Source organism: Rhizobium sp. K33 (assembly GCF_056501445.1).
The window spans coordinates 1,338,435-1,362,971 of record NZ_CP096478.1 but is presented as its reverse complement, the minus strand read 5'-3'; the positions used below and the strand labels follow the sequence as shown (position 1 = coordinate 1,362,971).

Genomic DNA, 24,537 nt, shown 5'->3' with positions numbered 1-24,537 from the left:
TTATTTGCACTGCACAATATTGTTTTACGGGCGTATAAGAACGTCAATCGCCGATGCGGGAAAGACCGCAGGATCGGCGAACATTCGACGAGGAAACGACCATGAACCCGATCCGCATTGCAAAGAACTGGATCAGCTACCGCCGCACGATGAACGAACTGGGCAACCTGTCTGCACAGACCCTGAACGACATCGGCATCACCCGCTACGAAATCCGCAATATCGCTTCGCGCTCTTTCCGTTAATCGGATCTTTTGCGAAGCAGCCTGTCAAACGGCACCGCCTGGTGCCGTTTTTGATTCGTGCTTCTGGAATGTGATCATCCGGTCGTCGCCATGACGCCGCACCGGATGGACCTTGTGCGGCGAGCCGTGATATGGAGCCGCCCATGACGAACAGCTCCTTCTCCCCCATTCACATCATCGGCGGTGGCCTCGCAGGCTCCGAAGCCGCCTGGCAGGTCGCTCAGGCCGGCGTTCCGGTCATCCTGCACGAGATGCGTGGCGTACGCGGCACCGATGCACACAAGACCGACGGTCTGGCCGAACTGGTCTGCTCCAATTCCTTCCGCTCGGACGACGCGACCTCCAATGCCGTCGGCGTGATCCATGCCGAGATGCGGCTCGCGAATTCCCTGATCATGGCCTGTGCCGACAAGCACCAGGTGCCGGCCGGCGGTGCGCTCGCCGTCGATCGCGATGGTTTTTCGGACGCGGTCACCGCTGCCATCCAGCAGCACCCGCTGATCTCGGTGGTGCGCGAAGAAATCACCGGCCTGCCGCCGGAGGACTGGGATCTCGCCATCATCGCCACCGGCCCCCTCACCTCGCCTGCGCTGGCCGAGGCGATCCGCGAGAAGACCGGCAAGGACGCGCTCGCCTTCTTCGATGCCATTGCGCCGATCGTGCATACCGACAGCATCAACATGGATATCTGCTGGTACCAGTCACGCTATGACAAGGTGGGCCCTGGCGGGACCGGCAAGGACTATATCAACTGCCCGCTCGATGAGGCGCAGTACAACGCTTTCGTCGACGCCCTGATCGCCGGTGACGCCGTCGGCTTCAAGGAATGGGAAGGCACGCCCTATTTCGACGGCTGCCTGCCGATCGAAGTCATGGCCGAGCGTGGCCGCGAGACCCTACGTCACGGGCCGATGAAGCCCATGGGCCTCACCAATGCCCATAACCCGACCGTCAAGCCCTATGCTGTCGTACAGCTGCGCCAGGACAATGCGCTCGGTACGCTTTACAACATGGTCGGCTTCCAGACGAAGCTGCGCTACGGCGCCCAGGCCGAGATCTTCCGGATGATCCCGGGCCTCGAGAATGCCGAATTCGCCCGTCTCGGCGGTCTGCACCGGAACACCTACATCCATTCCCCGACCCTGCTCGATCACAGTCTGCAGCTGAAGGCCCGTCCGGGTCTGCGCTTTGCCGGCCAGATCACCGGCTGCGAGGGCTATGTCGAAAGCGCCTCGATCGGCCTGCTTGCGGGTCGTTTCGCCGCCGCGCAGCGCAAGGGCGAGACACCCAGCATCCCGCCGGCGACCACGGCGCTGGGTTCACTGCTCAACCACATCACCGGCGGTCACATCGTCTCCGACGAGGAGCCGGGCAAGCGGTCCTTCCAGCCGATGAACATCAATTTCGGGCTCTTCCCGGAGCTGGAGCCGGGTTCGATCGTCAAGCCGGAGGGCGTCAAGCGCTTCCGCGGCAAGGACAAGACGATCATGAAGCGACAGCTGATCGCAGCGCGGGCGCTCGACCACTGCAAGACCTGGCTGGGTGCGGCCTGACGGCAGCCTCAGCCGGTCGCGCCCGACGCGGCATCCGGCTCGCGGTCTGCATGGCCGACATAGTTTCCAAGCAGCCAGAGCGACACTTCGGCGGCAACCGCCGGATTTGAGAAGGTGAACTCGCCGTTGTGGGAGGGGGCGTCGAGAAACTCGACGGCGATCCCCTTGCCGCTCGGCAGGGCCCGCACGCGCACCGTCCCCGGCTCGATCAGATGGCAGGCGAAATGATTGCGCAGGCTGCGCATGAAGCCGGCCTTGTTGTCGTGAAGCCGGACGAACACCGCCTTGCCGTCGGCGGTCGCATGCAGGTTGCGGATTGCTTCCTGGGGAAAGGCGCGGCCGAATTCCATGATGGCAAGGCCCGCGTCCTGAAAGCCTTCTTCTTCCTGGCGCACCATGCGCGAGGAAAAATAGGCGAGCGCCAGGATGAGCGCAAAGACGATACCCCAAGTCACCATGATCCGCTCTCGCCTCCTTCGCCACGCATACTATCGCAATGGCTGCTAGCAGGCGAGCCTTGCGCGAACGTGACCGATCCGGGCGCCAGAAGTCAGAGGCGACCCGTCATCAAAAGCCGCATCATGGCAATCTGTCTGCGCCATTGCGGCGGACGGATATCTTGCGAAAGGACCGATGCGCCGGCCTTGGCGGCCCGCCGCAGGACGGGATCGGCGAGCGTTACCGGCAGATAGGCGGGGATGAGGCTCTTCGGCAGGCGGCCCGCAGACCTTGCCTTGGCCAGATGATCGAGACCGAAACCTGCAAAGGCCTGGATGGCGGCGGCTTTGCGGTCGTCATTGCCGCTCGCGAGAAAGCCGTCCCGATTAAGGCCCACGGAGGCCAGGATCTGTGTCGGCAGGTAGACCTGCCCTCTCGCCCGATGGATCGGCATCAGGAGAAGCGCGCCGGCGACCGCCAGCGCCACACCGGCGTGCCCGGCAATCTCCGTCGCCATCTCGGCAGCAGCCGCATCGAGAACCAGGGAAACGAGCTGGATCAGTGCAGCCGCCGTCTCGCCGGCATAGCCCTCGAACATGCCGGTCGTCTCTATCGGATCATCATAGAGGTCGAAGATCCTTGCATCGGCCATCGAGACCAGCGGTGCGACCGGAAGACGAAAGGCCTCCACTGCCCGCAAGAGTTCGGCAGCTACCGGATTGGCGGCGGTCTCGCCATGGGCCGAGCCTTCGAGCAGATCACGCCAGTATTGCAGGCGCACCTCACCCGGCAGGGGTTCACGCACGAGGTCGCGAACGCGGGCGAGTTCTGCATTATAGGCGTAGAGCGCAACGACCGCCGCGCGACGGTCGGCCGGCGTCAAAAGGCTTGCGAGATAACGATCACGGTCCGTCTCCTGCAGTGTCCGCAGGCACAGTGCCTCATTCGACGACGGGGTCTCGCTCACAATGCACCTTTCGGGGGTCGGCGTCAGACTGCAATCAACGCGGCCGCGACCGGACGCTGCTCGGCCAGCATGATGTTATACGTGCGGATCGCCGCACCGGTTCCCATCGGGTCGGTCGCGATACCCTTGGCTTTCAAGGCGGCGCGCAAGTCGGGGTCGACCAGTCGCAACTGGCGCCCGGTCCCGAGGATCAGGAACTCTATGCCGGTTTCGGCGAAGACGCGCGCGAGAGACGCCTGCGTGATCGGCTCATCCTCGGTCTGCTCCCACCCATAGACGCCGGACGGGAGCAGCAGCAGCGAGCCGCGATGCGACATATCGGCAAAGCGGAAGCCCCCATTGCCGTAACTGTCGATGCCGGGCCGCCCCGGGAAATGGGCATCACGGATGGTGATGCCCTTGTCGCCGAAGCCGAAGACCATCCGATCAGGCCCCTGCCTTGGCGGGCACCTTCTCGCCCTCGGAGTCGTCCTGCTGGAAGCTTTCCGGACGCAGCTTGAAGGCGATCAGAACCGGGCCGGCGATGTAGATCGACGAGAAGGTGCCGATGAGAACACCCGCCAGCATGGCGAAGGTGAAGGAGGCGATGACTTCGCCGCCGAACAGATAGAGCGCGCCGAGGGCGAGGATCGTACTGCCCGCCGTCAGGACCGTACGCGAGAGCGTCTGGTTGATCGATTCGTCGATCAGCACCTCGAGCGGCATCTTCTTGTAGCGCCGCAGGTTTTCGCGCATGCGATCGTAGACGACGACGGTGTCGTTCAATGAATAACCGATGATCGTCAGGATCGCCGCGATACTGGTCAGGTTGAACTCGATGCCGGTCAGGACGAAGAGGCCGAGCGTGAAGATCACGTCATGCAGCGTGGCGATGATCGCGCCGAGCGCGAACTGCCATTCGAAGCGGAACCAGATGTAGATCAGGATCCCGAACAGAGCGGCGGCAACGCCGATGGTTGCGGAATAGGTCAGGTCGCTCGAAACCGACGGTCCGACCACCTCGACGCGCCGGAAGTCGTATTCGGCTTCCAGCTCGCCCCGCACCTTGGTGAGCGCCGATTGCTCGGCATTCTCGCCACCATCCTGCGCCTGCAGGCGGATCAGGGCGCTCGAGTCGTCGCCGAAGCCCTGGGCCTGCACCTCGCCGAGGTTCAGCTGGCTCAGACGCTCGCGGATATCGGACAGATCCGCGCTGCCGTCGCGCGCCTGCACTTCGATGATCGAGCCGCCCTTGAAGTCGATGCCGAGGTTCATGCCGACGGTCGCAAACCCAACCAGCGAGGCGATCGAGATCAGCATGGCAGCGCCGAAGTTGAACTTGCGTGCCGCCATGAAGCGGATGTTGCGGTTGTCGAAGAAGCCGGTGCGCACGCTCTTCGGCATGTGCTTCGGACGCTTCCAGCGATACCAGAAGGCCATCAGCCAGAAGGTCAGCGTGAAAGCGGTGAAGACGGTCGTGACGATACCGATCGACAGCGTCACGGCAAAGCCGCGAACCGGGCCGGATCCGAGGAAGAAGAGAACGACGGCGGCGATGAGGGTCGTCAGGTTGGCGTCAACGATGGTCGCGAACGCCTTCTTGAAGCCGATGTCGATCGCCTGGATTAGCGATCTTCCATTCTTTGCCTCTTCGCGAATGCGCTCGTAGATCAGAACGTTGGAGTCGACCGCCATACCCATGGTCAGCACGATACCCGCGATACCCGGCAAGGTGAGCGTCGAGCCGATCAGCGAGAGTGCGGCCAAGATCAGGGCGATATTGGCAGCAAGCGCGATGTTCGCCATCACGCCGAAGGTGCCATAAAGCGCAACCATGAAGACGACGACGGCGATGCCGCCGATGATGCTGGCGGTCACGCCGGCATTGATCGAATCCTGACCGAGGCCCGGGCCGACGGTGCGCTCTTCGACCACCGTCAGCGTGGCCGGCAGAGCACCCGCGCGCAGCAGCACGGCGAGGTCGTTTGCGCCTTCGACCGAAAAATTGCCGGAGATCTGGCCGGAGCCGCCGAGGATCGGTTCGCGGATGACCGGCGCCGAAATGACCTGCTGGTCGAGAACGATGGCGAACGGCCGGCCGACATTTTCCTGCGTCGCCTGGGCGAAACGCTGGGCGCCGCGGCTGTCGAACCGGAAGCTGACGACCGGCTCATTGGTGCGCTGGTCGAAGGAGGCCTGAGCATCGACGAGGTTCTCACCCGAGATCAGCGCGCGGCGCTCGATCAGGTAGGGGACGGCCGGGTCGTCGGTCGAATAGAGGACCTCCGACTGCGCCGGCGGACGCGTGTTGATCGCTTCCGTGACCGGCATGGACACGTCGACCATGTGGAAGGACAGTTTCGCGGTCTGGTTCAGCAGGGCCTTGAGGCGCTGCGGATCCGTCAGGCCCGGAACCTGAACGATGATGCGGTCCTCGCCCTGGCGCTGGATCAACGGCTCGGTCGTGCCGAGTTCGTCGACGCGGCGACGCACGACTTCCATGGACTGGGTGAGTGCCGACGAAACACGATAATCGATGCCCTCGTCTGTCAGTGTCAGGCGCAGCAGGCCTTCTTCTGCCTGTTCGAGCGTGACTTCCGTCACGGAGCCGCCGGTCAGGCCGCCGATGCTGACCGGATCGGTCAGCGTGCGCAACGCCTCGATTGCCTCCGGCACCTTGGCGACATCGGTGATGCGGACCTGGATCTGCTGACCGACGCCGGAGAGGCCCGTGTAGCGGATGCCGGCTTCACGCAACTGGGTGCGCACGTCGCCAACGATCGTCTCCAGACGCTCCTTGACGATGTCCTGGCGCTCCAGCTTCAGCATGATATGCGAGCCGCCCTGGAGGTCGAGGCCCAGCGTGATCTTGTGAGTCGGGAACCACGAGGGGAAAGCTTCCAGTTCCTCGTCCGTGAAGGCATTGGGCAAGGCGACAAGGACGCCGAGTGCGACAGTCAACCAGATGAACAATGTCTTCCAGCGGGAAATGTAAAGCATGGAACTCTCGGATTAGGGCATCGGAAAAATGGCTAAGGCCGGCTCGAGGCCGGCCCAGCGGGATCAGGCGGCGGTTTCGGTCTTGACCGGCTCGCCCTTGACGCGGACTTCCGCCACATACTGGCGCATCGCACGAACCTTCACGCCATCGGCGATTTCAAGCTCGAGTTCCTTGTCGTCAACCACCTTGGTGACCTTGGCGACGATGCCGCCGCCCATGATGACCTGGTCGCCACGACGGATTGCGGAGAGGGTCTCCTCACGCTTCTTCATCTGCTGGCGCTGCGGACGGATCAGGAAGAAGTACCAGACCACCATCAGCGGTGCGAAGAGCAGCAGCATCTCCAGTCCGGACCCCATGGCGCTCGGAGCAGCAGCCGCGTCCTGGGCAAAGGCCTCAGTGATAAACATGAAAGACTCCCTATTAATGCGTTCTATCAGAGCCGCGCGGCCCCCTCGTCAGGTCGCCGGAATATAGTGAGAGAGCCCGTGAATGCAACAGAAACAGCGTTCAAGCGTACCATTTTCGGAACCCTCAGCCTTTATGCCCGCAATTCTGCGTGATACCGCCCGAGATCAAGCACCCAAGGCTGCAACTCGACAGGGAGGATGACGATGAACGATCAGACCGTGACGGCGCTTCTGGCCGAGGTGAAGCGACTGGCGGACACCGTCGAGCGGCTGGCCGGCCCTCCCCCCGCCGTCAATGACTGGGAGGCCGCCGACTGTTTCGTCTGGGCGCCTGCCCGACTGCATCTGCAGCCGGTCAAGCGTCCGAACCGGGTCGCGCTCGGCCTCATCCGCGGCGTCGACCATGTGCGCGACATCCTGCACGAGAACACGCTGCGGTTCGCGGAAGGCTTTGCGGCCAACAATGTGCTGCTCTGGGGCGCCCGCGGCATGGGCAAGTCCTCGCTCGTCAAGGCGGTGCATGCCGACATCATCAAGACCAACGGCATTGCGCTCAAGCTCGTTGAAGTGCATCGCGAAGACATCTCGACCCTGCCCGCGCTGCTCGAGATCATCAAGGATGCACCGTATCGAATCGTCGTCTTCTGCGACGACCTCTCCTTCGACCATGACGACACGGCCTATAAATCGCTCAAGGCTGCGCTCGACGGCGGTGTCGAGGGTCGTCCGGACAATGTGCTCTTCTACGCCACGTCCAACCGCCGACACCTCTTGCCACGCCACATGATGGAGAACGAGCAGTCGACGGCGATCAATCCCTCCGAAGCCGTTGAGGAGAAAGTCTCACTGTCGGACCGTTTCGGCCTCTGGCTCGGTTTCCACAAATGCAGCCAGGACGACTATCTGACGATGATCGACGGCTATGCCGCGCATTTCGCCCTGCCGCTGCCGCGCGAGCAATTGCATCACGAGGCGCTCGAATGGGCAACGACGCGCGGCGGACGCTCCGGCCGCGTCGCCTGGCAGTATATCCAGGACCTCGCGGGCCGGCTCAGGATCTCGACCGATCGCGACTGAGACTACACATCTCACCATGCAGAAAGGCCCGGAGCGCGAGCCCCGGGCCTTTTCACTGACCTGATACGCAATACACTATTCCAGGTAAGTGATCGGGTTGACCGGTGCGGCGTCCTTGCGGACTTCGAAATGCAGCATCGGACGCTTGACGTTGCCGGTCATGCCGGAGGTGGCGATCGTCTGGCCGCGCTGAACCTTCTGGCCGCGCTGGACCGACAGGCTGTCGGCATGGCCGTAGACGGTGACCTTGCCGTCGTCATGGCGGATCAGAACCGTGTTGCCCAGTTCCTTCAGGCCATTGCCCGCATAGATGACGACGCCGTTTTCGGCGGCCTTGACGGGCGTGCCCTGCGGCACGGAAATCGCGATGCCATCGCTGCGCTTGCCATCGATGTTCGAGCCGAAGTTGGCGATGACGGCGCCACGGGCCGGCCAGCGATACTTGCCGATGCCGGTCATTTCAGGTGCTGCCGTTTCCGGCTTTACCGAGGCGACTTCGGTGACCGACTTGGTGGCGGCCGGTGCCTGATATTCGGCCGGCTGGCCATTGGCCGGCACGGATGCGGTCTGGACCGGGTCGGCAGCCGGAGCGGCCGTGGCCTTCACGGCAACGGCAGGCTGCGTCGACTTTGCGGGGATGGCGAGCGCCTGGCCGATCCGGATATTGCCCGTGGTCAGGCTGTTCGCCTTCTTCAGGTCGTCGACGCTGACGCCATTGGCCTTGGCGATCCGCACGAGCGAGTCGCCCGGCTTCACGATGTAGGAGCCCATGCCGGCGCCTGCACCAGCATCCGACTTGCCGGTTGCCGCAGAGGCCGAGACCTGCTGCTTTTCACGGGAATTCGGAGCGGTCGGCAGAACGGCGACATTCTGCTGCTGATCGCCCGGCAGAACCGGCTTGCGGCCATCGCTCGGGAGACCCGAGGCGTCTGCTGCGGCACGGGCAGCATTCGGACCACCGAAGGTCGGAATGATGACCAGCTGACCCGGTGCGGCATCGCTTGCCTGCGACAGGCCGTTTGCCTTCAGAAGTTCCTTCTGCGGTACGCCATAGCGGCCTGCGAGCGTCGCCATGGTTTCGCCAGGACGCAGCGTGACCCGTGCCGCGCCGGCCGTCGACCAGCCGCCCTGCTTCGGCGTCGAGCCGGTGCTGCGCGGCTCGGCAAGAACCTGACCCGGATTGACGGAAGCGACCTGACCGGTCTGCTGCGGCGCCGAGGGGAAGGGCTGCGCGAGAGCAGCCGCACGTTCGGAATTGTTGGAGACGGGCGCCTGGGCGGCACCCGAGGGGGCTGCCAGTTCGGCGCGCTGGACCGAGGCCGGGGTGCTCGCGGCCCGGGCCGAAGCCGGCGCCTCATAAGCGGGTGCGGCCGGCATCGGCTGCGCCATGGCCTGGCTCTGGCCATAGACCGGCGCACCGCCACCAATGTTCTCGGAGGGGACCGGCGGCTGGCCGCGCATGCCCGACTGACGCGGAATGGACGCCGTCGTCAGGCTGTCGGTTGAGAAGACCGAGCTGAAGCGGGAGGCATCTGAACTGCACCCGGCTGCCGTACCGGCCAGAAGGAGCGCGCCGCACAAACGAGCAAACGGCAATCCAGCTTTCGGCGATACACTTTTACGCATGACTCGACCCACATATGACACAACTTGATGTGGGATCATTAAAGCGCGTTAGTATTACCGGTCGGTTAACCCCGCGGAATCATTGTGAACGAATTCGACGATACGCATGTAACCGTTGCTGGTGCGACTGCCGGATTCAAGGCTCTAGTAGTGGCCGGAACGCCCGTGTCAGCGGCAGTTACGAGCGCCTTCGCAGGCAGCTTCAAAGGTGCTGCGCGATCTTCGGCTGCAAGGGAAGAAACGGGACTTCGAACAGGTCTTCGCGCTCGAACCGGCTGCCGGTCTTCGTCAGCCGCACCATGATGCAGCGCTCCTCCTCGACCATCAGCGGCGCGAGCAGCATGCCGCCCGAGACCAGCTGCTCGGCAAAGAAGCGCGGCATGACGGGATAGGCAGCCGTTGCAAAGATGCGGTCGAAGGTCCCCTCACCCGGCAGACCGTTCATCCCGTCCATCTGGCGGAGGATCACGTTGCGAATCGCAAGCTGTTCGAGCCGGCGCTGGGCATTGGCGATGAGCGTCTTGTAACGCTCGATCGAGATGACCCGCTCGGCGAGCCGTCCCAGGATCGCGGTGACGAAGCCGCTTCCGGTTCCGACCTCCAGCACCCGGTGACCGGGCTTCACCTGCAGATGCGACAGAAGGCGCACGGCGAGATCCGCGCCTTCCATGAACTGGCCACAGTCGATCGGGATCGAGCGGCTCGAATAGGCATTCTGGGCATATTCCGGCGGCACAAAGGCAGAGCGCGGCGTCTGTTCGACCGCCGTCAGCAGATCGAGATTGGTGATGCCTTCCGCGCGCAGGCGCAGAACGAGCGCTGCGAAGCCTTCCCGCTCGAGAAGCGCCGTTCTCACGCTGCGTCTCCATTCCCGAGCGCTTCGGCGACGAGATCCTGGACTGCGTAATCGGTCATGTCGAGCTTCAGCGGCGTCACCGAAATCTTCTTCTCGCGCAGCGCGTGGATGTCGGTGCCGGCGCGGAAATTGCCCTTGCGGTCACCGAAGCGCAGCCAGAAGTATGGCAGGCCTCGTCCATCCTGACGCTCTTCGACCGACAGGCCGAATTCCAATTTACCCTGCGCCGTGACCTCGATGCCCTGCACTTCGGACGGCTCGCAGTTGGGGAAATTGAGGTTCAGGAAGGTGCCAGGCGGAAGATCGACCTTCGACAGCTTGCGCAGCAGATCGGGTGCCAGTGTCTCGGCGACGTGCCACGGGATCGGCGCGCCGGCTTCGTAGCTATAGGCCTGGCTCAAGGCGAAGGAGCGCACGCCGTGCACCGTCCCCTCGATCGCGCCGGCGACCGTGCCGGAATAGGTAACGTCATCGGCGAGGTTCGCGCCGGCGTTGACGCCGGAGAGAACGAGATCGGGCTTGCGGTCGAGAACCTTGCGGATTGCCATGATCACGCAATCGGTCGGCGTGCCGCGCAGCGCGAACTTCTTGTCCTCGATCTCGCGCAGACGCAGGGGCTCGGACAGCGTCAGCGAATGGGCAAGGCCGCTCTGGTCGGTTTCCGGCGCCACGATCCAGACATCGTCGGACAGGCTGCGGGCGATCCGCTCCAGGGAGGCGATCCCGGGAGCGTGGATACCGTCGTCGTTCGTCAGCAGGATGCGCATGGCCACTCCGGTTGCGGCGTGATCAGGCCGCCTTCTCGATCTTCTTCAGACCGCCCATGTAGGGCAGCAGGACATCAGGGACAGTGATGGAGCCGTCTTCGTTGAGATAGTTCTCCATGACCGCAATGAGGCAGCGACCAACGGCCGTGCCCGAGCCGTTCAGCGTGTGCACGAAGGTCGTGCCCTTGCCGTCCTTGTTGCGGTAACGGGCATTCATGCGGCGTGCCTGGAAATCACCGCAGACCGAGCAGGACGAGATCTCGCGATAGGTGTTCTGGCCCGGCAGCCAGACCTCTAGGTCATAGGTCTTGCGGGCACCAAAGCCCATGTCGCCGGTGCAGAGCGTCATGGTGCGGAAATGCAGGCCAAGACGCTTCAGCACTTCTTCGGCGCAGGCGGTCATGCGCTCGTGCTCTTCAATCGAGCTCTCGGCATCCGTGATGGACACGAGCTCGCACTTCCAGAACTGGTGCTGGCGCAGCATGCCGCGCGTGTCGCGGCCGGCAGAGCCAGCTTCCGAGCGGAAGGACGGGGTAAGCGCCGTGAAGCGCAGCGGCAGCTTTTCCTGGTCGAGGATTTCACCGGCCACCAGATTGGTCAGCGTGACCTCGGCCGTCGGGATCAGCCAGCGGCCATCCGTCGTCTTAAACAGGTCTTCGGCGAACTTCGGCAGCTGGCCGGTGCCATACATGGCGTCGTCGCGCACCATCAGCGGCGAGGACACTTCCGTATAGCCATGTTCGCTGGTGTGCAGGTCGAGCATGAACTGGCCGAGCGCACGCTCCAGGCGCGCCAGCTGGCTCGTCAATACGGTGAAGCGGGCGCCCGACAGCTTGGCTGCGCGCTCGAAATCCATGTAGCCGAGGTTCTCGCCGATCTCGTAATGCTCGAACGGCTTGTGGCTCCAGGTCGGCTTTTCGCCAACGACACGAGCCACGACATTGTCGTGTTCGTCCTTGCCGACGGGAACGTCATCCAGCGGAACGTTCGGGATGCGCGACAGTGCATCATTCAGTTCTGCGGTGAGCTGGCGCTCTTCCTCTTCGGCGGCCGGCAGCGTGTCCTTCAGCGAGGCGACTTCCGCCTTCAGCTTTTCGGCCAGTTCCATGTTCTTACTTGCCATGGCGGCGCCGATTTCCTTGGACGCGCTGTTGCGGCGCGACTGCATGTCCTGCATCGACTGGGCGACGGCGCGACGCTTCTGGTCGAGCGCGATCAGCGAGGCAGACAGCGGCTCTGCACCACGCTTGGCGAGTGCGGCGTCGAGGGCCTCGGGGTTTTCACGGATCCACTTGATATCGAGCATCGTCGTTCCAGGTCTTGTTCTTCGACCGGGAGCGGAGTGGCCGGCGGCCAGGTCCGGCCCCATGTCTTGATGGGTTGTGGCATCGGCGAGACGGGCTGTCGCCGTCTCAGGTCTCGTCGACCGACGAAGCCTCGGCGAGCGCGGTCCCGTCTGCTGACTTGGCACGGCTCTTTTCCACGAGTCGCGCCGCATAGATAGCCACCTCGTAGAGAAGGATGGTCGGCAGCGCAAGACCGATCTGGGAGAGCGGATCCGGCGGGGTCAGCACGGCCGCGACCACGAAGGCCACCACGATGAAATACTTGCGCTTGTCCGCCAGCCACTGGCTTTCCAGAATGCCGACACGCGCCAAGAGCGTGGTGATGACCGGCAGCTGGAAGACCAGCCCGAAGGAGAAGACCAGCGTCATGATCAGGCTCAGATATTCCGAGACCTTCGGCAGCAGCGAAATCGCCACCTCGCCCTCGCCCGGGCTCTGCTGCATGGCGAGGAAGAACCACATGACCATCGGCGTGAAGAAGAAGTAGACGAGCGATGCGCCCAGCAGGAACAGGAGCGGAGACGCGATCAGGAACGGCAGGAAAGCGGCGCGCTCGTTCTTGTAGAGGCCGGGCGCGACGAACTTGTAGATCTGGGAAGCAATCACCGGAAAGGCGATGACCATGGCGCCGAAGGCCGCAACCTTCACCTGAGTGAAGAAGAATTCCTGCGGTGCCGTGTAGATCAGCTCCGCCTTGGTCGGATCAAGACCCGCCCAGCTGACCGCCCAGCGATAGGGGACGACCAGCATGTTGAACAGCGGCTTGGCGAAATAGAAGCAGACGATGAAGGCGACGAAGAAGGAGCCGAGCGCCCAGATCAGGCGCGAACGCAACTCGATCAGGTGTTCGATCAGCGGCTGGGGCTTGTCGTCGATGTCGCCGCTCATGCGCGGTCCTCACTCTTGGTCTTGCGCGGCCTGGGAGCGGCCTTCGCAGGGGTATCTGCAGCCGGAACGGCCTTGGCTGCCGGCGCCTTGGCAGTAGCCGACATCGTTGCCTTGGCCTTGGGAGCCGCAGGCACCGGCGAAGCCGCCGTCGTGGTGGGCTGAGCCTTGGCCGCCTTCGGAGCGGCTTTTGCCGTCGGGGCAGTCTTCGTGGATGGCTTGCGGCTCGCGGTCTTCTTCTGAACCGCAGGGGCCGGGGTCACCGGCGCGGAGGTCGCAGGCCCGGTCGAGGCCGCAACCGGCTGTGGCGGGTCGGCCGCCGGGGCTGCCGGCTGAGACGCAGGGGCTGGCTGTGCGGGCTGCTGGGCGACCGGCCTCAGTTCTTGCGGAGGCTCTCCGAGACCGAGCGGCAGGTCGGGCAGGATCGAATTGTCTTCGTATCCGTCATCGAGCGGCGCGGGCTTTGCGTCCGGACGGGTCGAGCGCTCGAGATCGGATTTGATCTCCTGGCCCATCTGGCGCAGCGGGTTCAGCGTCTCGCGGATGGTATTCGCCGGATTGAGTGAGCGGATGTCGTTGACGGAGTTCTTGAGATCGTCGAGCTCGGCCTCGCGCAGGGCCTCGTCGAACTGGGCGCGGAATTCGCCGGCCGTCTGGCGCAGGCGCTTCGTCATCTTGCCGAAGGCCCGGATCATCGGCGGCAGGTCCTTTGGACCGACAACGACGATCAGGATCACCGCGACCACCAAAAGCTCGGTCCAGCCAATATCCAGCATAAAAACGGGCTCCTGATGCCACGCCATGGCGCCTCAAATCCGGCGCCGGTCTTCCAACACTTCAACGAAGAACGGGCAGCCCGAGGAGCCGCCCGTCCGATCAGCGTGAGCCGATCACTTCACCTCGTCGGCCTTGTGGTCGACGGTCTTCGTCGTGGTCGGCTGGCCGTTCGAGGCGGTCTGGTTCTCGTCCTCGTCGCTCATGCCCTTCTTGAAGCTCTTGATGCCCTTGGCCACGTCGCCCATCAGTTCAGGGATCTTGCCGCGGCCGAAGAGAAGCAGGACGATCGCCAAAACGATGATCCAGTGCCAAATGCTAAACGAACCCATGCCTGCCACTCCTTAGATTTGCGTTTCCCCGATGTAGGGGCTTTGCGGTGTCTTTTCAAACACCAAAATGTCCTTGGGCTCAACCGCAATCGTGACGTCACGCACACCCGCCGACAAGATATCCGCCCTGATCCGGGCGCGAACCGGCCGCTCGGTGCCGGGGACTGCGAGATCGAGCAGTTCGACGACGCCGAGGAAACGGCGCGCGATGATGCGGGCAGGAATGTTGCCGCCAGTCTCACGCACGGAGAGTCCGGAAAGCCGCACCGCCACTTCCACCTCCGCGCCTTCGGCGATCCCGCCGGAATCGGCCGCACCGAGCGGCGTCTCCACCCGTCCGCCGCTCACACGGCCTGAGAATTCGTTGATCTCGGAGAAGAAGGCGGCGGCGAAGATGTCCTTCGGCCGGCGATAGAGATCATCCGATGTGCCGACCTGGACAAGTCGTCCATTTTTCAAGAGCGCGATCCGGTCGGCCATGCGCATGGCCTCCTCGGCATCGTGGGTGACAACAACGGCGGTCGCGCGGGTCTCACGAAGAATTGCGAGCGTGTCAGCCCGCACCGTGTCCTTGAGGCGCGAATCGAGGCCGGAGAACGGCTCGTCCATCAAGAGAACGCTGGGGCGCGGCGCGAGCGCCCTTGCGAGCGCCACGCGTTGCTGCTCGCCGCCCGACAGAGCATGCGGAAACTTCTCGGCATAATGGGCAAGCCCAACCCGCTCCAGTGCGGCCATGGCTTCCGAAACCGCGTCCTTTCGCGGCAGCGCGGTCAGGCCGAAGCGCACATTGTCCAGCACGCACATATGGGGAAACAGGGCGAAGTCCTGGAACATCAGCCCGATGCCGCGTTTTTCCGGCGGCAGGAATGTCGTCGGACCGGCCACCTCGCGATCGTTGATCACCACACGGCCCGATGCCTGCGCCTCAATCCCGGCAGCAATTCTGAGCAGCGTTGTCTTGCCGGAACCGGAAGGGCCGAGAAGGCAGAGCACCTCGCCCGGCTCCGCGGTCAGCGTAACACCGCGGATGGTTTCCTTGCCGTAATAGCGGTGGTGAATGTCCTCGAACGTCAGACGCGCGGCAAAGGTCACGCCCGCCGTGCGCTGGCCGTTTGCGTGCTGGATCTTCGCTGAGTTCATTCTGCCGTCCGCGCGGCTCAGGCCGGATCGCCGCGATGTCATCATCGCAGACAAGCCGGCATCACCGGTCACCATTGAAAAAGCTGACCCTATTCCTCTGCTTCACCGCCCGGAGTCAAGAGGCCGAGTTCCTCGAGATCGAGCTGCGTGATCGGATCTTCCTCATCCGTCAGGTCGTCATGGGCCATCGGAAGCGGAATATTGAAGTTGGCGGGGATGCGTCCCGAGAGGAGCCCTGCCCCCTTCAATTCCTCAAGACCGGGAAGATCGCGCAATTCTTCCAAGCCAAAATGATCGAGGAAATCGCGGGTCGTGCCGAGCGTCACCGGGCGCCCCGGGGAGCGGCGGCGGCCGCGAAAGCGCACCCAGCCCGCCTCCATCAGCACGTCGAGCGTTCCCTTCGAGGTCTGCACGCCTCTGATGTCTTCGATCTCGGCGCGCGTGACCGGCTGGTGATAGGCTATTATGGCAAGCACTTCGAGTGCGGCCCGCGACAGCTTCCTCACCTCGGTCTCATCGCTGCGGATGGCGAAGGAGAGGTCGGCTGCCGTGCGGAACGCCCAATGATCTTCGACCTGAACGAGGTTCACGCCGCGGCCGGCATATTCCTCCTTCAGCTGATGCAGGATCTCCGGCGCCGAAATGCCGCGCGGCAGGCGTTCCTCGATGAACGCCGTCGAAACGGGCTGTGCCGAGGCGAAGACGAGGGCTTCGGCGATCCTCAGAGCCTCGCGGCGATCGAGCTCGGCACGGAGCGAAGCGCTATGGCCGCCCTCCTCCGCCTCCATGCCGTCTTCCGGCTCCAGATCGTCAACATCCGCCACGGCTCACTCCACGGCTTTCAGGGCTTCGGCCTTCGGGCCGCTGCGCATATAGATCGGCTGGAAGGCGCCTTCTTGGCGAATTTCCAACCGGCCCTCGCGAACCAGTTCGAGCGAAGCGGCAAAGGCACTTGCGATGGCCGTCACCCGCTCTTCGGGGCTCGGCAGATAGCGCAGCAGGAAATGATCGAGCGCCGTCCAATCGGCAATCTCGCCGATCATGCGGGTCAGGATGCCGCGCGCATCGGAGAGCGACCAGACGCGGCGCTTTTCGATGGTGACCTGCGTGATCGCCTGGCGCTGGCGCAGGGCGGCGTAGGCCGTTAGCAGATCGTAAAGCGAGGCCTCGAAGGCACTTGTGGCGCGCGACGGCACATGTTCGGGCGCACCGCGCGGATGCACGTCACGACCCAGCCGGTTGCGGTTGATCAGACGGGTCGCTGCTTCGCGCATGGCCTCGAGACGCTTCAGGCGGAAGGCAAGCGTCGCTGCCATTTCCTCGCCCGAGGGGCCATCGTCCTTCGGCTGCTGCGGGATCAGGAGGCGTGATTTCAGATAGGCAAGCCAGGCCGCCATCACGAGATAGTCGGCGGCCAGCTCGATGCGGATGCGCCGGGCACTCTCGATGAACTGCAGATATTGCTCGGCGAGCGCCAGAACGGAGATCCGCGCGAGATCGACCTTTTGGTTGCGGGCGAGAAACAGGAGAAGGTCGAGCGGGCCTTCAAAACCCGCGACATCGATCAGCAATGCCGGATCGCTGGCGGCACGCTCTGCGGCAGTGTCCTGCCACAGGCTGTCCATCGGCGTCGGCGCCGGCGTCTCTCCCTGAGAGGGCCGGTACACCACCGTCGGCTGGACAGGGCCGCGCACCATCAGGCGACCGCCATCAGGTTGGCAAATTCGTCGCGGAGCAGCTGCTCGTCCGCGTCATCCGGTGCGGTGAAGGCTGCCTCGACCGCGTCGGCACGTTCACGGGCCTTGCCGGACAGTTCGGATACGGCTGCTGCCACCGCTTTCATCTCGTCCATATGCCCATGGCAATGCAGCACGACGTCTAGGGCTGCAGCAATGCGCACGGCGCGCTCGCCGATCGTGCCCTTCAACGCATTCATCGAAATATCGTCGGACATCAGCAGCCCCTCGAAGCCGATCGCCTTGCGCACGATCTCCTCGGTGACAATCTGCGAGGTCGAAGCCGGGTGATCAGGGTCGATGTCGGTATACACGACATGGCAGCTCATGCCCATCAGCTCATGGGCCAGCGCCTTGAACGGCACGAAATCATGAGCTTCGAGATCGGCACGCGGTACGGTGACAACCGGCAGTTCGTGGTGGCTGTCGGCCATGCCGCGCCCATGGCCCGGCATATGCTTCATGACCGGCAAGACGCCGCCGGCCTTCAAACCGTCCGCGGCCGCCTGCCCCATCTTCGCCACGACATAGGGGTCGTTCGAATAGGCCCGATTGCCGATGACATTGGAGGCTCCTTCGATCGGCACATCGAGCACCGGCAGGCAGTCGACATTGATGCCGAGGCGGTAGAGATCGAAGGCATGCAGGCGCGACATCAGCCAGGCGGCGCGCAGACCCTTTTCGGCATCACGATCGTAAAGCGCGCCCAGGTCAGCGCCCGAGGGATAAACCGGTGCGATCGGCTCGCGGATGCGCTGCACGCGACCGCCTTCCTGGTCGATCAGAACCGGCACATGGGCTGCACCGCCGACCGTCTCGCGCATTTCGGCAACAAGATCCTTCACCTGTTCGGCCTCGCCGATATTGCGGCCGAAGAGGATGAAGCCCCAGGGCTGCTCGTCGCGATAGAAGGCCTTCTCGTCAGCGGTCAGACGCTGGCCGAGGCAACCGAGGATCATGGCTTTGGCGGGACGGGTATGTGTTATCATGAGCAAACCATATCGATGGGAGGTGAAAAGCCGAAGCGGCCGGGCGGGCGCCCTTGCCGTCATGCACAAGAAAAGAGGCGGAACCCGGGGTCCCGCCTCTTCTTTTCTCTGAATTTCGCGATGATCAGCGTGAGACGAGGCAGCTGCCGCCTGCGGCGCGATACTGCTCGCAGAGGGCCACGGCGTCGTCCTTGGAGCCGGCCACGATGCGAACGCGGTAGAAGGTGCCCTTGCCGGGAATATCCGCCTGGCGGATTTCCCAGGGCTTGCCACCGAGGACGCCCGCAAATTTGGACGAGAGGTTACGATAGCTCTTCTGCGCATCGGCTTCCGACGGCAGCGAGGCGATCTGGATGCCGAAGCTGCCAGCCGGGGCTGCCGTTGCCGGTGCCGCAGACGCTGCTGCCGGAGAGGCAGCGGCCACTTCCGCCGGGGCAGTCGCCGCCGGCTGCGCCGGCCGGACATTGCCCTGATCGGTCACGGTGCCCACGACGTTCACCGGCTGATCGGCCGGACGCGTCGTCGGGATCGGGGCGCGGGCCGAGGTCGGGTCGGCCGCCGGTGCGGTTGCGTCCGCCAGGGGCTGCGTGTCGGGAGCAACTGGCGTTGCAGTCGCAACTTCGGTCGCGGCAGATGCCGATGCGGCGGGCACAGACACCGGTGTCGCAGCAGCTTCGGTCTCGCCACCCGGTGTCACGACACGCGTATCAACGGTCCGAACCGTGTCATTGGTGTTGGTGTTCGGCACGCTCGGCGGCGCCAGGACCGGCGTACCTTCGGCAGCCTGAGACGGCGTTGCGGCCGCGGTCTCAACCGGTGCGGCCGTCGGCTCTGCCGGCACTTCCTGCGCAACCAGCGTGCCGTCCGGACGGACGATCATGGTGCGCACCTTGCGCGGCGTGATGGTCGCCGGGTCTTCGGCTTCAGCCTGCTGCGGCTGGCTGTCGGGCAGAAGACGCGGATCTTCGGTCTCGCCGACCGGCGTGCCCATGGCCTCGTTTTCACCCTCGAGCGGAAGTGTTTCCGGGATCAGCGTGCGCTGAACCACATCGACGGGCTCTTCTTCAGAGGAGATCAGGCTCGGCTGTTTCGGATCTTCAACGCCATTGCCGGCCACGCGGTCATAAACCGCCTTGTCCTGGTTGGGCACGGACTTGCCACCCGGATCCTCGGGCACGATCTTGACCGGCGACTTGTCGGCGGCAATCACCTGCGGCTCGCCGCTTGTCAACGTGCCGACGGTGCCGCTGCCGAGCCAGGCGTAAAGCCCGCCCGCGCCGGCGAGCAGCATCACGACGGCCGTACCGGCCATCAGGTAAGGCTTGATGTGGCGGAAGCGGAAGCCCTGACCTTCGCCGGCGATGGTGATGTGACCGCGGCTTTCCGGCTCCAGGGCCGAGGCAGAGGACATGCTGCTGCGCAGGTCTTCTTCCAGCGCCTTTTCGAACGCGTCGAAATCATCGAGCGGCGGCTTGGCCGCAGCGACGCGGGCCGCGGGCGCTTCGGCCGCGGGCGCCGGGGCATAGCGGCTCGTCGCGACCGGCTTCGGCTGCGGCGGCGCCACCGGCTCCTCGAAGAGAGTGGCCAGTTCGGCATCGATGTCGAAGTCATAATCCGGCTGCGCAGGCTGGACCGGCCGGGTTTCTGTCACCGGCACGTCCGGCACATCCATGCCGCTCAGTGTTTCCAGCGTGTCGTCCTGCTCGGAAATCTCCGAGGGGTCGAAGCCGAAGCTCTCTTCGGCGGGCACTGCCGGACGAACGGGTGCAGCAGGCTGGGCAGGAGCCGGCGCGTAGGTCTCGGTAGCCGGGCGGCTCACCGGAGCAACATAGGCAGGCGCTGCAACGGGTGCCGGCTGGGCATAGGCTGCATTGGCAGACACGGTGCCGACGAATGCTGTGGCAAGCGCTGGCTCGATGCGGCTCGGTGCCGGCGCCGGAGCGGATGCAGCCGCGAAGACGGGCGCAGGCGTTGCAGGGGTGGCAGCAACGACAGGCGCCGGTGCCGCCTGCGGCTTTTGCGGAGCGCTGTCGAGGTCCGAAAGATCCAGTTCGATATCGTCGAGCTGAAGATCGAATTCGTCATCGGAGAACGGGTCGAATTCATCATCCGCCGCAGTCGGCGCTGCGCGTTCCTGAACGGCTTGCGGCGCGGCCGACACGGCCTTCGGCTCGTCTTCAATAGCCAGTTCGTCGAGGAAATCGAAGCTGAAGTCGGGCTCTTCCCGCTCGGCGCGGCTTACCGTCTGCACGGGCGCTGCGGTCATCTCACGCGGCTCGGAGGCGACGGCAAAGCTGCCGAAATCCGGAACGGAAGCGGCTGCAGGGGCAACAGGTGACACATCGAATTTCGGCGTAGCCGACACGGTCGGGATCGGCTCGACGGGACCGGAGGCCCAGTCGAAGGTTGCCTTGCCGAAGTCGAGCGGGGGCGAAACCGGCTGCGGCGCGACAGGCGCCGGGATCGGGGCTGGCGCAGCCACAGGCGCGTCGAAGGCGCTCAGGTCAAGCGACGTCTCGGCCTTCGGAGGCTCGGGCGCAAGCTGCGGCTCTGCACGACGAACGGGCTGCGCGGAAAAATTGGCGAGCGGCAGACGCAGGCGCGGCGGCTCGGGCTGGACGGGCTTGATCGGCTCGGCAACAGGCTCGGGACGGAGATCCGCATCAGCGACGGCGAATTCAAGCTCATCAGCCAGATCGAGAGAGATCTCCGGCTCTACCGGATATGCGACTGGAGCCTCCTCACGCACAGCAAAGTCGCTCAACTCAGGCTCAGACTGCTCGAATGCAGCCGCATAGGGCTCCTCATGGGACACCTCAGGCGCGGCATAAGCGGCCGGCTCAGGCTCATATGCAGGCTCGGCCTCATAAGCAGGCTCAGGCTGATAGGCCGGCTCAGGCGCATTGTAGTAGGACGGCTCAGCCTCGAAGCGCGGCTCTTCACGGTACTGCGGCGCCGGATAGCTCTCGACGGCGACCGGGCGCGGCGCCACAGGCTCAGGTACGGCCAGCGGCGGCGCATAGGACGACGGCGCGGGCGCGGCTTCGTAGCCCTCGAACTCGCGCATCAATTCGTCTTCAAGATTGAAGTTCGGAGACCCGACCTCGGCCACGTGCGGAAGCGTTACCACGGGCTCGCGCTTCAGGGGCTGGTCAAACCCGACGATGCGAGCCAGTTCCGCCAACGGATCGTCATCTGCGAAACCATCGCCCTGCGATCGAATGCTGTTTGCAGCCTGCTTCTGTACCATACCCTGTTCCACTCACTCACGCGACTCAACGCCTGCCAGCGCATTGTGGGGAATTGGTGACGATACTATCGCATTTCGACCGGAGCTTCGGTGCCAGTAATGGCCAGTCCCGACTTCAACACGGAGGCGACAGCATGCACCAGCCCAAGCCTGGCGATGGTTAATTCTCTATGTTTATCGTTAACAAAGCGTAATTCGGGCGAATCCTTGCCCTTATTCCAGTGAGCATGGAGCGAGCTTGCCAGATCATGCAGGTAAAATGCAAGACGATGCGGCTCCTGCGACAGTGCTGCCGCCTCGATAATCCGCGGATATTCGGCAAGCTTGGCCACCAGCGACAGTTCGGTCGGGTCTTCGATCTGTCCCAATACGGCACCGGCGAGGTCGAGCGTCTCGATTTCCAGATCCGGGAAAGCTTCCTTCGCCTGGCGCAGAATCGACATGCAACGGGCGTGCGCATACTGCACGTAGAAGACCGGATTGTCCTTCGACTGCTCCGTCACCTTGGCAAAGTCGAAGTCGAGCGGCTCGGAATTCTTCCGATAGAGCATCATGAAGCGCACCGAATCGCGGCCGACTTCCTCGACCACTTCGCGCAGCGTGACGAAATCGCCGGACCGTTTCGACATCTTCACCGGCTCGCCGTCGCGGTAGAGCTTGACGAGCTGGCAGAGGAGTACCGTCAGCTTCGACTTGCCCTCGGAAACGGCCCGGTTGACGGCCTCAAGCCGCTTCACATAACCGCCGTGGTCGGCGCCGAGCACATAGATCATCTCGGAGAAGCCGCGATCGAACTTGTCCTTGAAATAGGCAACGTCGGCGGCGAAATAGGTGTAGGAGCCGTCCGACTTCATCAGCGGCCGGTCGATGTCGTCGCCGACTTCGGTCGAGCGGAAGAGGGTCTGTTCGCGATCTTCCCAGTCTTCCGGCAGCTGGCCCTTCGGCGGCGGCAGCGTGCCCCGATAGACATGGCCCTTGAAGGTCAGGTCATTGATCGCGGTCCGGATCTTCGCGGCATTGCCGGCATGCAGCGTGCGCTCGGAGAAGAAGATGTCGTGATGCACGTTCAGCGTTGCCAAATCGTCGCGGATCATCGCCATCATGGCATCGATCGCCTTGTCCTTGACGATCGCCAGCATCTCCTCTTCCGGCATCGTCAGAAGCTTGGTGCCATACTCGTCGGCCAGCGCCTTGCCCACCGGGACCAGGTAATCGCCTGGATAAAGGCCCACAGGAATCTCGCCGATGTCTTCACCGAGTGCCTCGCGGTAGCGCAGGAAGGCGGAGCGCGCGAGCACGTCGATCTGCGCGCCGGCATCGTTGATGTAGTATTCCTTGGTCACCTCGTAGCCGGCAAAGCCCAGCAGATTGGCCAGCGTGTCGCCGACAACGGCGCCACGGCAATGGCCGACATGCATGGGGCCCGTCGGGTTGGCCGAGACATATTCGACATTGACCTTGTGGCCGGCGCCCACGGTCGAGCGGCCGAAGTCCGTGCCCTGCCGGATCATGGTCGCAAGCAGCTGCTGCCAATAGGCGACGGAAAGGCGGATGTTGATGAAACCGGGGCCGGCCACGCCGACCTCGGCAATATCAGGATCCTGCTTCAGCTTCTCGCCGATCAGGTCGGCCAGCGCGCGCGGGTTCATACCCATGCCCTTGGCCAGCACCATGGCGGCATTGGTCGCGGCATCGCCATGGCTCGGATCACGCGGCGGTTCGACCACGATACGGCTGAAGTCGAGGCTGTCGCGCTTCTCGCGCACCGCCTCGATCTCGTCGAGCGCTGCTTTGATCCGGGTTTCGAAATCGGCGAAAAGGTTCATGGCGTGTCCCTGCGCGCGGGTAAAGTCCCCGCGTCCGTTCAGAATTTGTCGGCTGCCTATCGCAATTCCGGAGTCCGGTCAAACAGCTCCCGGTGCGTGCGCACCGCATAGGTGTCCGTCATGCCGGCCAGATAGTCGCCGACATGGCGGGCCTTCTGGCCGTCATTGAGGCCCGAGATGTGGTTGACCCAGAAGTGACTCTTCATCAGCTTGGGGTCGGCCATATAGGCATTGAAGAGATCGGTGACGATCTCGGCGGCCGCGGCACGAATCCGCATGATGTCCGGGTGGCGGTAGATCCGGCTGAACAGGAGTTTCTTGATCGCCTTGTCGGTCTCGGCCATCTCGTCGGAGAAGGTCGCGATGGTCATCGGGGCGGCGCGGACATCCTCCACGCTCTGCGGCTCGATCCTCTTCAGACGCTCCTGGGCAACACCGATCACATCCTCGACCATCCGGGTGATCTGCCGGCGCATGATCTCGTGGGTGAAGCGATCGGGATCGAGATGCGGATAGCGGTCCCGCACATCCTTCATCAGCCCGGCGAGGAAAGGCACATCCTCGAGCATCTCGAAGGTGAGGTAACCCGAGCGCAGCCCGTCATCGATGTCATGGGTATTGTAGGCGATGTCGTCGGCAATGGCCGCGACCTGCGCCTCCAGCCCGGCAAAACTCGAAAGCTCGAGATCATGGATCTCGCAATAGTCGAGGATCGGCTGCGGAACGGGTCCGCGCGTCCCCTGCCCGTCTTTCGTCAGCAGCGGCCCGTTGTGCTTCACTAGCCCTTCGAGCGATTCCCAGGTCAGGTTCAGCCCGTCGAAATCGGCGTAGCGACGCTCGAGCTTTGTGACGATGCGGAGCGACTGGGCGTTGTGGTCGAATCCGCCATAGGGTTTCAGCACTTCGTGCAGCGCATCTTCGCCGGTGTGACCAAAGGGGGTGTGGCCGAAATCATGCACGAGGGCCACGCCTTCCGCGAGATCCTCGTCGAGCTTCAGGGCGCGGGCGAGCGCGCGGGCGATCTGCGCGACTTCGATCGTATGCGTCAGGCGCGTCCGGTAATGATCGCCATCCGGCCCGATGAAGACCTGGGTCTTGTGCTTCAGGCGCCGAAAGGCCGTCGTGTGGACAATGCGGTCACGGTCGCGCTGGAAATCGGAACGCGTCAGGCTGCCCCCTTCTTCGAAAAGGCGACCACGGCTCTTCCAGGGATTGGTGGCGAAAACTGCCCGCTCCCCGGTTCCGAAACCCAGTGCTGCTTGATCAATCGTCATGCCTGTGCCGCTTGCTCCCCATTGACGCAACTCTTGTGCCTTCATACCTATAGCCAACAAAGCCGC

22 protein-coding genes are annotated in these 24,537 nt (G+C 63.9%); 3 read left to right on the top strand and 19 right to left on the bottom strand.

Annotation, left to right across the window (positions count from 1 at the left end; all coding sequences use genetic code 11):
• Positions 1 to 101 precede the first annotated feature (101 nt).
• Positions 102 to 245 carry a DUF1127 domain-containing protein gene (locus M1E12_RS06775; protein WP_113461788.1) on the top strand — a complete coding sequence of 48 codons (144 nt, stop codon included), beginning with the start codon at positions 102 to 104 and terminating at the stop codon, positions 243 to 245.
• Positions 246 to 388: 143 nt separating this feature from the next.
• Positions 389 to 1,798, top strand: a complete 1,410-nt coding sequence (gene trmFO / locus M1E12_RS06770) for a methylenetetrahydrofolate--tRNA-(uracil(54)-C(5))-methyltransferase (FADH(2)-oxidizing) TrmFO (RefSeq protein ID WP_479564148.1) — start codon at positions 389 to 391, stop codon at positions 1,796 to 1,798.
• Between the two features lie 8 nt (positions 1,799 to 1,806).
• On the opposite strand, the gene M1E12_RS06765 is transcribed toward trmFO, so the two are convergent.
• The 5 genes from M1E12_RS06765 to yajC all read right to left on the bottom strand — a co-directional run bounded on the left by M1E12_RS06765 (position 1,807) and on the right by yajC (position 6,593).
• Positions 1,807 to 2,256: a hypothetical protein gene (locus M1E12_RS06765; RefSeq protein ID WP_479564147.1), complete on the bottom strand. Its 450-nt coding sequence runs from the start codon at positions 2,254 to 2,256 to the stop codon at positions 1,807 to 1,809.
• Between the two features lie 92 nt (positions 2,257 to 2,348).
• Positions 2,349 to 3,203 carry a phytoene/squalene synthase family protein gene (locus M1E12_RS06760; protein WP_479564146.1) on the bottom strand — a complete coding sequence of 285 codons (855 nt, stop codon included), beginning with the start codon at positions 3,201 to 3,203 and terminating at the stop codon, positions 2,349 to 2,351.
• Between the two features lie 23 nt (positions 3,204 to 3,226).
• Positions 3,227 to 3,625 (bottom strand): Mth938-like domain-containing protein, encoded by a 399-nt coding sequence (locus M1E12_RS06755; protein WP_136540486.1) that lies wholly within the window; start codon positions 3,623 to 3,625, stop codon positions 3,227 to 3,229.
• A 4-nt stretch (positions 3,626 to 3,629) separates the two neighbouring features.
• Positions 3,630 to 6,182 carry a protein translocase subunit SecDF gene (secDF, locus tag M1E12_RS06750; RefSeq protein WP_479564145.1) on the bottom strand — a complete coding sequence of 851 codons (2,553 nt, stop codon included), beginning with the start codon at positions 6,180 to 6,182 and terminating at the stop codon, positions 3,630 to 3,632.
• 63 nt (positions 6,183 to 6,245) lie between these two features.
• Positions 6,246 to 6,593 (bottom strand): preprotein translocase subunit YajC, encoded by a 348-nt coding sequence (yajC, locus tag M1E12_RS06745; protein WP_113461718.1) that lies wholly within the window; start codon positions 6,591 to 6,593, stop codon positions 6,246 to 6,248.
• Positions 6,594 to 6,797: 204 nt separating this feature from the next.
• Between yajC and M1E12_RS06740 the strand changes: the two genes are divergently transcribed.
• On the top strand, positions 6,798 to 7,670 hold the full coding sequence (locus M1E12_RS06740; protein WP_479564144.1) for an ATP-binding protein: 873 nt from the start codon (positions 6,798 to 6,800) through the stop codon (positions 7,668 to 7,670).
• Positions 7,671 to 7,745: 75 nt separating this feature from the next.
• Here M1E12_RS06740 and M1E12_RS06735 read toward each other — a convergent pair whose 3' ends face one another.
• The 14 genes from M1E12_RS06735 to M1E12_RS06670 all read right to left on the bottom strand — a co-directional run bounded on the left by M1E12_RS06735 (position 7,746) and on the right by M1E12_RS06670 (position 24,471).
• Entirely contained in the window at positions 7,746 to 9,296 is a 1,551-nt protein-coding gene (locus M1E12_RS06735; RefSeq protein WP_479564143.1) for a peptidoglycan DD-metalloendopeptidase family protein, read from the bottom strand.
• A 202-nt stretch (positions 9,297 to 9,498) separates the two neighbouring features.
• On the bottom strand, positions 9,499 to 10,152 hold the full coding sequence (locus M1E12_RS06730; protein ID WP_136540478.1) for a protein-L-isoaspartate(D-aspartate) O-methyltransferase: 654 nt from the start codon (positions 10,150 to 10,152) through the stop codon (positions 9,499 to 9,501).
• Positions 10,149 to 10,919: a 5'/3'-nucleotidase SurE gene (surE, locus tag M1E12_RS06725; RefSeq protein WP_113461722.1), complete on the bottom strand. Its 771-nt coding sequence runs from the start codon at positions 10,917 to 10,919 to the stop codon at positions 10,149 to 10,151. Before surE ends, M1E12_RS06730 begins: the two co-directional genes overlap by 4 nt.
• Positions 10,920 to 10,941: 22 nt before the next feature.
• Complete coding sequence (gene serS / locus M1E12_RS06720) at positions 10,942 to 12,225, bottom strand: serine--tRNA ligase (protein ID WP_310238592.1); 1,284 nt, start codon at positions 12,223 to 12,225, stop codon at positions 10,942 to 10,944.
• A gap of 106 nt (positions 12,226 to 12,331) precedes the next feature.
• Positions 12,332 to 13,153, bottom strand: coding sequence for a twin-arginine translocase subunit TatC (gene tatC, locus M1E12_RS06715; protein ID WP_479564142.1), 822 nt, complete (start codon positions 13,151 to 13,153; stop codon positions 12,332 to 12,334).
• On the bottom strand, positions 13,150 to 13,926 hold the full coding sequence (tatB, locus tag M1E12_RS06710) for a Sec-independent protein translocase protein TatB (protein WP_479564141.1): 777 nt from the start codon (positions 13,924 to 13,926) through the stop codon (positions 13,150 to 13,152). Before tatB ends, tatC begins: the two co-directional genes overlap by 4 nt.
• Positions 13,927 to 14,040: 114 nt before the next feature.
• A complete protein-coding gene (locus M1E12_RS06705) occupies positions 14,041 to 14,256 on the bottom strand; it encodes a twin-arginine translocase TatA/TatE family subunit (protein ID WP_113461725.1) in 216 nt (71 codons plus the stop codon).
• Positions 14,257 to 14,268: 12 nt separating this feature from the next.
• Positions 14,269 to 15,396, bottom strand: a complete 1,128-nt coding sequence (locus M1E12_RS06700) for an ABC transporter ATP-binding protein (RefSeq protein ID WP_479564140.1) — start codon at positions 15,394 to 15,396, stop codon at positions 14,269 to 14,271.
• A gap of 89 nt (positions 15,397 to 15,485) precedes the next feature.
• Complete coding sequence (gene scpB / locus M1E12_RS06695) at positions 15,486 to 16,184, bottom strand: SMC-Scp complex subunit ScpB (protein WP_479564841.1); 699 nt, start codon at positions 16,182 to 16,184, stop codon at positions 15,486 to 15,488.
• Between the two features lie 39 nt (positions 16,185 to 16,223).
• Complete coding sequence (locus M1E12_RS06690; protein WP_479564139.1) at positions 16,224 to 17,093, bottom strand: segregation and condensation protein A; 870 nt, start codon at positions 17,091 to 17,093, stop codon at positions 16,224 to 16,226.
• Positions 17,093 to 18,121, bottom strand: coding sequence for a beta-N-acetylhexosaminidase (gene nagZ / locus M1E12_RS06685; protein ID WP_479564138.1), 1,029 nt, complete (start codon positions 18,119 to 18,121; stop codon positions 17,093 to 17,095). Before nagZ ends, M1E12_RS06690 begins: the two co-directional genes overlap by 1 nt.
• 124 nt (positions 18,122 to 18,245) lie before the next feature.
• On the bottom strand, positions 18,246 to 21,371 hold the full coding sequence (locus tag M1E12_RS06680; RefSeq protein WP_479564137.1) for an SPOR domain-containing protein: 3,126 nt from the start codon (positions 21,369 to 21,371) through the stop codon (positions 18,246 to 18,248).
• 65 nt (positions 21,372 to 21,436) lie between these two features.
• Positions 21,437 to 23,197, bottom strand: a complete 1,761-nt coding sequence (gene argS / locus M1E12_RS06675) for an arginine--tRNA ligase (protein WP_479564136.1) — start codon at positions 23,195 to 23,197, stop codon at positions 21,437 to 21,439.
• 56 nt (positions 23,198 to 23,253) lie between these two features.
• Complete coding sequence (locus M1E12_RS06670; RefSeq protein WP_479564135.1) at positions 23,254 to 24,471, bottom strand: deoxyguanosinetriphosphate triphosphohydrolase; 1,218 nt, start codon at positions 24,469 to 24,471, stop codon at positions 23,254 to 23,256.
• Positions 24,472 to 24,537: the final 66 nt, after the last annotated feature.